Here is an 11,359-nt window from a genome sequence, read left to right as displayed (position 1 = left end):
ATCTCTGGACCTGGAACAGCCGGATTTTTCCCGACATCGACCCACTGGTCGTGAACAAGGGCGACAAAGTGCGCGTGCGCGTCGGCAACCTGACGATGACAAACCACCCGATCCACATGCATGGATATGACTTCAAGGTCACCTGCACCGACGGCGGTTGGGTGCCAGAGGCAGCGCAATGGCCCGAGGTCAGCGTCGACATTCCCGTGGGGGCGATGCGCGCCTATGAGTTCACAGCCGACCATCTGGGCGACTGGGCGATCCATTGTCACAAGTCGCACCACACGATGAACGCGATGGGTCACGATGTGCCCACCTTCATCGGCGTCAACAAGAAGCCTCTGACCCAGAAAATACGTCAGTTCCAGCCCGAATACATGCCGATGGGCACCGCGGGCATGGCCGACATGGGCAGGATGGAAATGCCTCTGCCCGACAACACCGTCGCGATGATGACCGGCTGGGGGCCCTATGGACCTATCGAAATGGGCGGTATGTTTTCGGTCGTGAAGGTGCGCGACGGCATCGGTGCGGACGATTACTCCGATCCCGGCTGGTACGAGAACCCTCCGGGCGAGCAGGCCTATGAGTGGACCGGCGAGTTGCCGGAGTTCGCGCAGGTTCACGATGCCAAAACCCGGATCACGGCCAGGACCACTTCAAGGGGCTAACCGAGCACCTTGTATCTTCAACCCGAACGAAACCAAAGAAATAGGATCAGATCATGAAAAAACGACTTCTCACGGCCGTCATCGCACTAGCGCTGGCGACGCCCGCATTTTCCGGTGGAACCCATGGCAGTGGACATGGAAATGAAATGGAAATCGGCCATCCCGGCGATGACCACCACGCAACCCGCACGGTTGAAATCTCAATGGTTGAAACCGACGACGGCGAAATGCTGTTCGAACCCAGAACTCTGGATTTTAAAAAGGGCGAGACCGTCAAGCTGATCATCACCAACAAGGGCGAACTCGAGCATGAATTCGTGATGGATACCTATGAGGAAAATGAAGAACACAAGGCGATGATGGCCAAGTTCGACATGGAACATGACGACCCCAACTCCGCCCGCTTGGAACCGGGTCAAACCGCCGAAATCGTCTGGACCTTTTCCAATGAGGGGCGGTTCCAGTTCGCCTGCCTGATCCCGGGTCACTACGAATCCGGCATGCACGGCGCACTTGATGTTGGCAAACAAGGCTATTGAGGAGCGGATCAGAAATGAAACTTTTGAAAATCAGCGCTGCAACTGCAGCAATCCTGGCGATCACGCTGTCAATGGCCATGGCCGCGACTTTCACCAAGGGCACAGTGAAGAAGGTTGATGAAAAGGCCGGCAAGGTCACTATCATCCACGAGGAACTCGTTGATCTCGAAATGCCCGCGATGACAATGGTGTTTCGCGCTGACAAGGCGACGATCGCACGGATGTCAGAAGGACAGGAGATCGAGTTTGTCGCTGACCGCGTCAAGGGCAAGCTGACGGTGACATCCTTGAAGTGACCCCCCTTTTGGGGCGCTGATGCATGTCGGCGCCCCTTCGGGCACGACCAAGAAGATGATGCTCGATCACTGAAAAACAGAAGACGAAGGAATGAGACGGATGAAACGGGGTACAATATCGCTGGCCGTGATCGCGTTAGTTGCAGGGGCATGGTATGCCCTGCAGCGGGGTGAAACGCCCATGAGGACCAGCAGCGCGAACACCACGGTCCTGCGGGGTGATGCGATGGTCGCTGTTGCGGTGCCTGCATCCCTTGATGATCAGGAGCAGATCGGAAAGCGGGCCTTTGATACGGTTTGCGCCGCCTGCCACGGTGCAAATGCGCAGGGCAAGCAGGGTGTTGCCCCCCCATTGGTGCATAGGATTTACGAACCTAACCACCATGGCGACATGGCATTTGTGCTGGCCGCAAAGAACGGTGTTCGGGCCCATCACTGGAAATTCGGCAATATGCCTCCGGTCAAGGGCGTCACCCAAGGTGACGTGCTCAACATTGTCGCTTATGTGCGCGCGCTCCAGCGCGAAAACGGGATCCAATAATCAAACGAAATTATGGCACGGCTGTCCTCAACATGATGGGCGCGCCTAGTAGCCTTCGGACTTCAAGGCTGCAATCGGCGCTTGGGGTATCGCCTGGCTTTGCTCTGTTACTTCGCGCGCGCAATTCCAGGTTAGGCGGTGAGCGCGCGTGCCTTCATGTTGGATAGAGGACACCATCATCGCGACTTCAGACGGCAAGGGGCAGACATCCGGTCGTGAACATTGCGGCACTCGTCAGAATTTGCTGCAATGCGAAAACTGCAGCGCAGTATCCGCCTCATCACGCTGAACAGAAAAATGCTCTATTTGTCAGTCCTGATACTGGGCCGTCATTGCCTCGCTTGTCGAGGGCTGCAAACTGAACGCCTTCGATCCCCACTCCTAGATGACCGCAACTCTTGCCGCCATCATGGATTGTCACATGCAGAGCCAAATCGACGACCTCATACCCTGGAACGTCTCTGCCAAGGTGTGACTGAAACATCGGTTACACCTATCCGATCGGCAGGCGAACAGATGCTTCTAGCCCCTCGCCGGGCGCATTGCGGAGCGTCACCGTCCCGCCGTGCGCCTGAATGATGGTCCGGGCGATTGCCAGGCCCAAACCGACGCCCCCAGTGTCGCGGCTTCGTGAGCCTTCCAGTCTCACATACGGCTCGAATACAGCCTCCAGTTGATCTTCGGGCAACCCCGCTCCCCTGTCTAAAATGATGATGACGGCCAGTCCCAGTTCTTGGACCAACTTCACCTGCGCCACGCCGCCATAGCGGACAGCATTATCGATCAGGTTGCGCAGCGCGCGACTCAGAGATTGCGGACGAATGGTGGCACACAGCGGCTGTGAAGGTGCAAGGGTAACTCTGTCCTCACCGACATCGCCCACCAGATCACCCAGCAGCGCGGCGAGGTCGACCGTGGCTGTCGGTTCTGCCTTGGCGACCCCTCGGGAAAATTCCAGCGTTGCCTCAACCATGGCCTGCATTTCCTCGACCAGGGCCTTGAGCCGGATGCTATCTTCGGTCTCGTCCAGCATCTCGATCCGGAGCCGCATCGCAGTTAGGGGCGAACGCAAATCGTGGCTGAGGGCAGCAAGCATATGCGTGCGCTCGTTCACAAATCGCGTCAGGCGGTCTTTCATCCGGTTGAAGGCTTGGGTGGTCTCGCTCACCTCGGACGGTCCCGCTATCGGCAGAGGATCCGCATCCAGCCCGCGCCCCAATCGGTCGGCCCCTACCGCAAGCATGCGCATCGGGCCGACGACACGGCGCGCGGTCCACCATGCGACCAGCGCGACAGCCACCGCCATCAGCAGCAAGGGCAGCAGGGCTTGCGGTGAAAGCTGCGGTCCGGGCCGATGGAACATCGTCCGGACGTTCAGCCAATCGCCACCCGCTAGGCGGATCGACAGCGTCATCTCAATTGGATCAGTTTGGCCGGTCATCATCGCCTCGTGCATCGAGCGCATCGCGGCGGGAATGCCATCGGGGATTGCAACAGGACCCAAATCAAGGGCATGAACATCTGCTCGGACTTCGCGTTCTGGCTGACCAAGAATTTGTCTGATCTGGCCTAGAACGACGACCGCGTCGGCGCTGTCGTGAGGCGCTTCGGGCTCGGCTCCTACTTCGAACCTGACCAGAGGCGAGTCTGCCGCTCGCAGGATCGATAAGCGCAAGTTTGCGGGGGCGTCGTCGAGCAACAAGGCTACATTTGCCGCGCGTCCTGCCGCCTCCAGACCTAGTGCCGCCCGCACCGCGCGATTGCGCTCGTCGTTCAGCAACAAAAGGCCAAGCCCCTGCGTGATGGCCAGCGCCAATAGTAGCATGACCAGCAACTGCCCTCCCAGAGACTGCGGAAACAACCGGCGAATGAAAGAAGGGGTCAGCGTCACGGTATCTCCTGCACATCAGCGGCAAAGCTGTATCCACCTCCCCAGACAGTCGCGATCAGCGTGGGTTTGGCGGGGTCGGCCTCGATCTTGCGGCGCAGTCGGCTGATCTGGTTGTCGATGGTCCGGTCGAACACCTGCGCTGCCCGGCCCGATGTCAGATCGAGCAACTGCTCACGGCTGAGAACAAAGCGCGGTCGTTCCAGAAACGCGGTCAACAGGCGGAATTCGGCGGTTGTCAACGCCACTTCGGTGCCGTCTGGGTCAGTCAGGGTCCGGCGGTCGGTATCCAGCACCCAGCGCTCGAACGCCAACCGGTGGCCCGCAAGACTGCCACCAGCCACTTCGGCCCTGTCGGACCGGCGCAGGATCGCTTTGATCCGGGCCAGCAACTCGCGCGGACTGAACGGTTTGGGCAGATAGTCATCCGCGCCGACTTCCAGCCCGACGATGCGGTCAGTTTCATCGCCCAAGGCGGTCAGCATCAGGATCGGAATACCGCCCTGCGCGCGCAGACGGCGACAGACCGAGAGGCCATCTTCTCCGGGCATCATCACATCCAGCACGACAAGGTCAAACTGTCCGACCTTCATCGCCGCGTCCATCGCGACCGCGTCCGCGGCAGAGGCCGCGCGCATCCCGTTCCTTTCAAGATACTTGACCAATGCATCGCGGATCTCGCGGTGGTCGTCGACAATTAAGATGTGGGGCGGATGGGTCATCAACTTCTCTCCTGTTGCCGACCCTAGTCTAACCTTTGAGCCGGGCGCACAGAATATTGTCGCAAACCGTCTTCAGGCTGCTGCATGCGACAGTTTGATACAAAATGCCGGTCTGCCTGACAAACCTGTGGGACACCTGCCCACCAGATTGATCTCATAGCAATTCAGGAGAGACCGAATGAAACGTTCAACCAAACTTGCCCTTGCAACCGTTGCCACCCTTGGCCTTGCCGCCGTCGCTGTGCCGGTGATCGCCCAGCAAACCCAGATGCCGTATGGCGGGATGATGGGCGGCGGAATGGGTAAGATGGGCGGCCATGATGGCATGATGGGTGGCGGCATGAGCATGATGATGGGTGGGGGCCAAAGCTATGCCATGGCCACGTTCGACACCAACGATGACGGCACCCTCAGCCCCGAGGAAATGACGGCAGGCATTCAGGCCGAACTTGCAACCTATGACACCGACGCCAATGGCACCCTGTCGCTGGAAGAATTTTCCGTGATGCATGCGGCTCATACCCGGCCGATGACAGTACGCGTCTTCCAGATGCACGATGCGGACGGCGACGCGCAGGTGACGGAAGGTGAAATGGCTGCAATTGCCGAGATGATGCAAAACCATATGAGCGGACGGCACGACGACATGCCGGGCGCTGGCCGCGGCATGATGGACAATAACTGACACACTCAATTTCTCCGCCAATCGAACCAAGTTTCGATTGGCGGAGTTACCCATAACACTGAGCAGGAGGAAGCGATGATGAACGAGTATGGCATGGGTTTGGGCATGGGCTTTGGTTGGCTCTGGATGATTATCATCTTTGTGCTGGTCGGCCTCGCGATCGCGGCACTAATAAAATACCTGCGCAAATAGACCGAAAGGAATTACAATGGATTACACGATTAACCGTGTGATAGCGGGCGGCAATTTTGACACCGTTGATGCGCGCACCCGCGCAGCATTGACCGACAAGGGCTTCGGCATCCTTACCGAAATCGACGTCAAGGCGACGATGAAGAAGAAGCTTGACGTGGATATGCCGTATTACCGTATTCTCGGCGCCTGCAACCCGAAGATGGCGCATCAGGCGATCGTCATCGAGCCTCGGGTTGGAGCGATGCTGCCCTGCAACGTCATCCTGCGCGAAATTGAGGGCGGAGTGGAGGTTAGCGCCATCGACCCGGTGGCGTCGATGCAGGCGATTAACAACGCCGAATTGACGGCTGTCGCGGGTGATGTTCGCGATCTACTGGCGAAGGCCGTCGCGGCGATCTGAGATGAGTCTGCGCGCTTTCATCATCTTGGCTATGGCAGTCCTCGGGATCGTCCTGCTCGGCGTATGGAAGTTCGCGCCGTCGATGTTCACAGAGGCACTCGCACTGATGGACGGTGAGCGTCTCGAGATGCTGGTCACTCGCGCTGGTCTCTGGGGGCCGGTTGTGATCGTCGCGCTCATGACCATCGCGGTCGTGGCCAGCCCGATCCCCAGCGCCCCGATCGCACTGGCTGCCGGGGCGGCCTACGGGCATCTTTGGGGCACCCTGCAAGTGGTGATCGGTGCCGAACTGGGGGCGCTGATCGCGTTCGGCTTGGCACGGGGTTTGGGGCATGATTTCTTGCGACGGCTGTTCGGGGACCGGATCGACGCTGGGCTGCTCGGGTCGCAGACCGCATTGACGACAACGGTCTTCGCAAGCCGTCTGATGCCCTTCGTGTCCTTCGACATGATCAGCTATGCAGCCGGGCTCAGCCGCCTACATGCTTGGCGCTTCGCGCTCGCGACACTCGCCGGGATCGTTCCGGCAAGCTTCATGCTCGCCCATCTCGGCGGCGAGGCGGTCAGCGGAGACCTCGGGCGCGCGACATGGGCGGTACTCGGCCTCAGCCTGATCACCGGATTGCCGCTCCTCTGGATGGCGACCCGTCGGCAAGCCAAGGAGGAAACCTGATGGGGAATAACCTGACACCGCAATCGCGTTTGAAGGACGTGCCTTGGATCGTCATTCGCCGGATGTTCCTGACAACGCTTTGCCGGTCCCCCAACAAGGTGCTCTTGACCCGTGAGATCTCCAAAGACGGCCAAGCATTGCGTCGCTGGTTGCCGCCAGATGTTGATCAGTTCATGTCAAAAGTCGCGGCTGTGGCGAACGATCTGCGCCCGGTCGCAAATCTCGAAGCTTTGCCGAAGGCTGACGATAGGCTGATGGTCGATGATGGAAAGCGTGGTCACTATGTTCGCGGCCATACGCTATCGGCGGGCGAACCGCTCTACGGCATGTGCCGGGCTGCCCATGGACATGACGGGATTTAGGGAAAAGTTGGACATGACGGAGAGCTACAAGAAAAACAGCATCACCTTGCCAGGCGCGGTTGCCATGGGCACCGGCGTGATGATCGGCGCGGGAATCTTTGCGCTAACCGGGCAGATCGCGGAACTCGCCGGGCCTCTTTTCCCTCTGTCTTTTGTCGTGGGCGCCATCGTGACCGCGTTCAGCGCCTACACCTACATCAAGATTTCGAACGCCTATCCGTCGGCGGGCGGAATCGCGATGATCCTTGAAAAGGCCTACGGGCCAACGACCGTGGCGGCAGGCGCCTCGCTCCTAATGGCGCTGTCGATGGTCATCAACGAAAGCCTCGTCGCTCGCACCTTCGGCACCTACACGCTGCGGGCATTCGGCGGCGATCCAGACAGCATTCTTGTTCCGGCTCTGGGCGTCGGGCTGATTGTCTTCGCTTATCTCGTGAATGCCTCGGGCACCCGTTCGGTCGGGCTAGTTTCCATCGTCATGGCCTTGCTGAAGGTTAGCGGCATCGCACTGTTCGGCGTTTCCGCGCTTTGGGCCAGCGGTCTGTCGTTCGAGGCAACCGGGGGGGACGCGGGCACCACCGGCTTCGTGGCATCGATTGCGCTGTCGATCCTGGCGTTCAAGGGGTTCACGACAATCACGAACAGCGGCGCAGAGATAACTGACCCGCACCGCAACGTCGGCCGAGCCATCATCCTGTCCATCTCGATCTGCGTCGTCATTTATCTTCTTGTCGCCTTCGCTGTCGGGTCCAACCTGCCACTCGACCGCATCGTCGCGGCGAAGGACTACGCGCTAGCTGAAGCAGCCCAGCCAGCTCTCGGGCAGACCGGCTTCTACTTGACGGTGGCGCTGGCGTTGGTCGCCACGGCGTCGGGTCTGATCGCCAGCGTGTTCGCGGTCTCACGCATGCTGGCGATGCTGACCGACATGAAGATGGTCCCCCACAGCCATTTCGGGATGCCGGGCACGATCAAGAACCATACGCTCGTCTACACCGTCGTGGTCGCAGGCTTCCTGACGGTATTCTTCGACCTAAGCCGGATCGCCTCGCTTGGCGCCTTCTTCTATCTGGCAATGGATATAATCATCCATCTGGGGGTGTTCCGGCACCTCCGGCAGGAAATCAGCGCGCAAAGCTGGGTGCTGCTGACAGCCGTCGTGCTCGACGCCGTAGTGCTGATCGCATTCGCGACGATGAAGTGGCAATCCGACCCGTTGATCGTCATTCTTGGACTTGTCGGGATGGCGCTGGTCTTCTTATTCGTGGGTATCTTCCTCGCACGCAATCCCGTCAACGATGACGATCACGATCACGATCGCCATTAAAATGGGCTTGAACTTCAAGCTGCTAGATGACCCAGACTGTAGCAATTCAAAGAAAGTTGGCACGACATGGAACACGATCATCACCCTGGACAGTCCCCCCTCCCCGAGGGCGAAGGCACGGCAACTGACCCTGTCTGCGGAATGACGGTTGCAATCGGGCCCGAGACGCGTCCTGCAAAGTTCGAGGACAAGACCTTCCATTTCTGCTCGGAGAAATGCCAGGCGAAGTTCAAAGGAGACCCGTGGTTCTATGCAACGGGCCGGAGCTTTGAGCGTCCAAAGCCCGCGCCCGCCGACGTCCAGTACACCTGCCCGATGCACCCGGAGATCGTGCGCGACGCGCCCGGGGCCTGCCCGATCTGCGGCATGGCGCTGGAGCCGATGCTGCCCTCGGACGAGCCCAGCGATGAGTTGACCGATTTCACCCGCCGGATGTGGATCTCGGCGGCGGCGGCGGTGCCGCTAATCGCCCTGACCATGGGCGGGCTGGTCGGATTGCCGGTGCGCGACTGGATCGGGCATCAGACGGCCAGCTATCTGGAGTTTGTGCTGGCGACGCCCATCGTGCTTTGGGCGGCATGGCCCTTCTTCAAGCGGGGCTGGGATTCAGTAGTGAACCGGTCGCCAAACATGTGGACGCTGATCAGCCTCGGCGTGTCGGCAGCCTATCTTTATTCGATTTTCGCGACGTTCCTGCCGGGCCTCTTCCCCGAACAATATCGCATGGGCCATGGAGTTGGAACCTACTTCGAGGCGTCGGTGGTGATCGTGGCGCTGGTCTTCGTCGGCCAAGTGCTGGAACTTCGCGCCCGCGAACGCACCGGCGACGCGATCCGCGCGCTTCTTGACCTCGCGCCCAAGACCGCAAGGCGCATCCTGCCGGACGGGTCGGAATACGACGCGCCGTTGGAAAACATCATGGAAGGCGACCGGCTGCGCGTGCGCCCCGGCGATGCGGTCCCGGTGGACGGGACGGTGATCGAGGGGCGTTCCAGCCTGGACGAAAGCATGCTGACGGGCGAGTCGATGCCCGTCGAAAAAGGCCCCGGCGATGCGGTGACTGGCGCTACAATTAACAAAAACGGCAGCCTTGTGATTGAAGCGGGCAAGGTCGGTGCTGATACTATGCTGGCACAGATCGTGACCATGGTGTCGAACGCTCGGCGGTCACGTGCCCCGATTCAAGGACTGGCTGACCGAGTGTCGGCGGTATTCGTACCGACCGTGGTGGGCACGGCCATCTTTGCCTTCGTCGTGTGGATGATCTTTGGGCCCGAACCCGCACTGGTCTTTGCCATCGCCTCGGCCGTCTCGGTGCTGATCATCGCCTGTCCCTGTGCGCTCGGGCTGGCGACGCCAATCTCGATCACCACGGCGGCGGGACGCGGCGCGCAAGCGGGCGTGCTGATCAAGGATGCCGAGGCGCTGGAGCGCATGGCAGGCGTCGATACGCTGATCGTGGACAAGACCGGCACGCTGACCATGGGCAAGCCGAAGCTGACCGACACGGTCGCGCTGGGGGATGTGACCAAAGCGGACCTGCTGTCGCTGGCCGCGGCGCTGGAACGCGGATCCGAGCACCCTCTGGCCGAAGCGATCGTGGAAGGGGCCGAAGCGGCGGGCGCTGAAAGGCAAGAGTCCACCGAGTTCGAGGCGGTCACCGGCAAGGGTGTGCGCGGACAGATCGGCGGGCGCGCCACAGCACTCGGCAATACAGCGATGATGCAGGAAATGGGCCTCGACACGGGCGCGGCCGAAGCACAGGCCGATGCCCTGCGCGCCGAGGGCAAGACGGCGATGTTCATCGCGGTCGATGGGGCGCTGGCGGGGATCGTAGCCGTGGCCGACCCGATCAAGGAAAGCACAGTGCAAGCCATCAAGGAACTCCATGCGCAAGGGCTGCGAGTGATCATGGCGACGGGCGACAACGAGCGCACGGCGCAGGCGGTGGCGGGCAAGCTCGGCATCGACGAGGTGCGCGCGGGTGTCCTGCCGGAAGACAAGAAGGACCTGATCGACCAGCTACGCCGCGACGGCCACAAGATCGCCATGGCGGGCGACGGGGTCAACGACGCGCCCGCCCTGGCCGCCGCCGACGTTGGCATCGCCATGGGCACCGGGGCCGATGTGGCGATGGAAAGCGCCGGGATCACCTTGCTGGGCGGTGACCTGATGGGGATTGTGCGGGCGCGCAAACTGGCCCGCGCCACCTTGCGCAACATCAAGCAGAACCTGTTCTTCGCCTTTGCCTACAATTCCCTTGGAGTGCCAATTGCGGCAGGGCTGCTTTACCCCGTTACCGGGTTGCTGTTGTCGCCAATGATCGCGGCGGCTGCGATGAGCCTGTCCTCCGTCTCGGTCATTTCCAATGCGCTACGACTAAGGCGGGTCAACCTCTGACCCGACAGCACAACGTTCAATTTAGCTCCACACTTCGGCAAACGGGACCGTCTCAGTCAAGAAATTTTGTGCAAACAAGTTGATCCGCCAGAGCGAGGCTTTTGGTTCGTCTTGTCCATTCTGCTTTATCGTACAGCCTTCGGTTGAGGTTCTTCGGGTACATGCTTCGGTCCGTGGTCACCGCTTGGGCTGCCAGCATGCTTCTGTTTCGATGCAATTCCGATGTGACCATCTCATAGGCGTGCTTGACGGGCGTCAGCGACAGTCTGGAGCGCGGCGTCATCGGAACCACGTCCCTGCGGGACCTCAAAGGCCTGTGATCAAGCAGGCAACGGGTGGGGCAGCTTGCGGCCGGAACACGTTTCTATCGCCCCACATGCGATGGGGTAGAGCAGGTCGTCGAGAACATGCGCAGCGCCACGACCCGTTAGGAGCGGCTTGGCGGGATCATCGAAGGCAATTTTCCAAACAGCCATTTCGACGAAAAGATCGCCTGCGCTTGGCTTTCCATCTGCGCCGCCTCGGGGAACGACCCTAGGTTGACCTGCCCCCCGCGAAATCCCTCACCATGATGTAGAGTCTGCCCAACCTTGAAGGAGCAGACGAATGCGAAAAAGCCGTTTCACCGAGGCGCAGATTATCGGGATGATCAAGGAGCAG

Annotated in this window: 13 protein-coding genes and 1 pseudogene; 12 read left to right on the top strand and 2 right to left on the bottom strand. The window is 60.3% G+C overall.

What is annotated here, in order from left to right; translation table 11 throughout:
- From E1B25_RS21335 to E1B25_RS22675, 5 genes and pseudogenes are all read left to right on the top strand, one after another.
- Nucleotides 1-671: multicopper oxidase domain-containing protein (locus tag E1B25_RS21335; protein WP_165937721.1), on the top strand; the 671-nt coding region annotated here is incomplete at its 5' end.
- Between the two features lie 53 nt (nucleotides 672-724).
- Complete coding sequence (locus E1B25_RS22825; RefSeq protein WP_165937720.1) at nucleotides 725-1,210, top strand: plastocyanin/azurin family copper-binding protein; 486 nt, start codon at nucleotides 725-727, stop codon at nucleotides 1,208-1,210.
- 14 nt (nucleotides 1,211-1,224) lie between these two features.
- Complete coding sequence (locus E1B25_RS22820; RefSeq protein ID WP_165937719.1) at nucleotides 1,225-1,506, top strand: copper-binding protein; 282 nt, start codon at nucleotides 1,225-1,227, stop codon at nucleotides 1,504-1,506.
- A gap of 100 nt (nucleotides 1,507-1,606) precedes the next feature.
- The gene (locus tag E1B25_RS21325; RefSeq protein WP_132831596.1) at nucleotides 1,607-2,047 is read left to right on the top strand and encodes a c-type cytochrome; all 441 of its coding nucleotides are present in this window, start codon (nucleotides 1,607-1,609) and stop codon (nucleotides 2,045-2,047) included.
- Between the two features lie 322 nt (nucleotides 2,048-2,369).
- Nucleotides 2,370-2,522: pseudogene (locus E1B25_RS22675) on the top strand (transposase domain-containing protein); the annotation flags it as partial.
- A gap of 18 nt (nucleotides 2,523-2,540) precedes the next feature.
- Here E1B25_RS22675 and E1B25_RS21320 read toward each other — a convergent pair.
- Nucleotides 2,541-3,938 carry an ATP-binding protein gene (locus E1B25_RS21320; RefSeq protein ID WP_245510815.1) on the bottom strand — a complete coding sequence of 466 codons (1,398 nt, stop codon included), beginning with the start codon at nucleotides 3,936-3,938 and terminating at the stop codon, nucleotides 2,541-2,543.
- Nucleotides 3,935-4,657 (bottom strand): response regulator, encoded by a 723-nt coding sequence (locus E1B25_RS21315; RefSeq protein ID WP_132831595.1) that lies wholly within the window; start codon nucleotides 4,655-4,657, stop codon nucleotides 3,935-3,937. The genes E1B25_RS21320 and E1B25_RS21315 overlap by 4 nt, the downstream gene beginning before the upstream one ends.
- Before the next feature lie 178 nt (nucleotides 4,658-4,835).
- Between E1B25_RS21315 and E1B25_RS21310 the strand changes: the two genes are divergently transcribed.
- The 7 genes from E1B25_RS21310 to E1B25_RS21285 all read left to right on the top strand — a co-directional run bounded on the left by E1B25_RS21310 (nucleotide 4,836) and on the right by E1B25_RS21285 (nucleotide 10,699).
- On the top strand, nucleotides 4,836-5,342 hold the full coding sequence (locus E1B25_RS21310) for an EF-hand domain-containing protein (RefSeq protein ID WP_132831594.1): 507 nt from the start codon (nucleotides 4,836-4,838) through the stop codon (nucleotides 5,340-5,342).
- A 75-nt stretch (nucleotides 5,343-5,417) separates the two neighbouring features.
- Nucleotides 5,418-5,534, top strand: coding sequence for an SHOCT domain-containing protein (locus E1B25_RS22895; protein WP_483458029.1), 117 nt, complete (start codon nucleotides 5,418-5,420; stop codon nucleotides 5,532-5,534).
- Between the two features lie 16 nt (nucleotides 5,535-5,550).
- Nucleotides 5,551-5,937, top strand: coding sequence for a DUF302 domain-containing protein (locus E1B25_RS21305; protein WP_132831593.1), 387 nt, complete (start codon nucleotides 5,551-5,553; stop codon nucleotides 5,935-5,937).
- A gap of 1 nt (nucleotide 5,938) precedes the next feature.
- Nucleotides 5,939-6,610 (top strand): TVP38/TMEM64 family protein, encoded by a 672-nt coding sequence (locus E1B25_RS21300; RefSeq protein ID WP_132831592.1) that lies wholly within the window; start codon nucleotides 5,939-5,941, stop codon nucleotides 6,608-6,610.
- Nucleotides 6,610-6,972, top strand: coding sequence for a hypothetical protein (locus E1B25_RS21295; RefSeq protein WP_132831591.1), 363 nt, complete (start codon nucleotides 6,610-6,612; stop codon nucleotides 6,970-6,972). Before E1B25_RS21300 ends, E1B25_RS21295 begins: the two co-directional genes overlap by 1 nt.
- Before the next feature lie 13 nt (nucleotides 6,973-6,985).
- A complete protein-coding gene (locus E1B25_RS21290; protein ID WP_132831590.1) occupies nucleotides 6,986-8,299 on the top strand; it encodes an APC family permease in 1,314 nt (437 codons plus the stop codon).
- Nucleotides 8,300-8,365: 66 nt separating this feature from the next.
- A complete protein-coding gene (locus tag E1B25_RS21285; protein WP_132831589.1) occupies nucleotides 8,366-10,699 on the top strand; it encodes a heavy metal translocating P-type ATPase in 2,334 nt (777 codons plus the stop codon).
- Nucleotides 10,700-11,359 lie beyond the last annotated feature (660 nt).

Source organism: Antarcticimicrobium sediminis (genome assembly GCF_004348975.1).
Lineage (GTDB): Bacteria > Pseudomonadota > Alphaproteobacteria > Rhodobacterales > Rhodobacteraceae > Antarcticimicrobium > Antarcticimicrobium sediminis.
Note: the sequence above shows the minus strand (reverse complement) of the source record. Positions and strands in the feature narration are given on the sequence as shown.

What these genes read in the sequence shown, in the direction of transcription:
- E1B25_RS22825 (WP_165937720.1), top strand. Translation starts at nt 725, where the DNA reads ATGAAAAAACGACTTCTCACGGCCGTCATCGCACTAGCGCTGGCGACG.
- E1B25_RS22820 (WP_165937719.1), top strand. Translation starts at nt 1,225, where the DNA reads ATGAAACTTTTGAAAATCAGCGCTGCAACTGCAGCAATCCTGGCGATC.
- E1B25_RS21325 (WP_132831596.1), top strand. Translation starts at nt 1,607, where the DNA reads ATGAAACGGGGTACAATATCGCTGGCCGTGATCGCGTTAGTTGCAGGG.
- E1B25_RS21315 (WP_132831595.1), bottom strand. Translation starts at nt 4,657, where the DNA reads ATGACCCATCCGCCCCACATCTTAATTGTCGACGACCACCGCGAGATC.
- E1B25_RS21310 (WP_132831594.1), top strand. Translation starts at nt 4,836, where the DNA reads ATGAAACGTTCAACCAAACTTGCCCTTGCAACCGTTGCCACCCTTGGC.
- E1B25_RS22895 (WP_483458029.1), top strand. Translation starts at nt 5,418, where the DNA reads ATGATGAACGAGTATGGCATGGGTTTGGGCATGGGCTTTGGTTGGCTC.
- E1B25_RS21305 (WP_132831593.1), top strand. Translation starts at nt 5,551, where the DNA reads ATGGATTACACGATTAACCGTGTGATAGCGGGCGGCAATTTTGACACC.
- E1B25_RS21300 (WP_132831592.1), top strand. Translation starts at nt 5,939, where the DNA reads ATGAGTCTGCGCGCTTTCATCATCTTGGCTATGGCAGTCCTCGGGATC.
- E1B25_RS21295 (WP_132831591.1), top strand. Translation starts at nt 6,610, where the DNA reads ATGGGGAATAACCTGACACCGCAATCGCGTTTGAAGGACGTGCCTTGG.
- E1B25_RS21290 (WP_132831590.1), top strand. Translation starts at nt 6,986, where the DNA reads ATGACGGAGAGCTACAAGAAAAACAGCATCACCTTGCCAGGCGCGGTT.
- E1B25_RS21285 (WP_132831589.1), top strand. Translation starts at nt 8,366, where the DNA reads ATGGAACACGATCATCACCCTGGACAGTCCCCCCTCCCCGAGGGCGAA.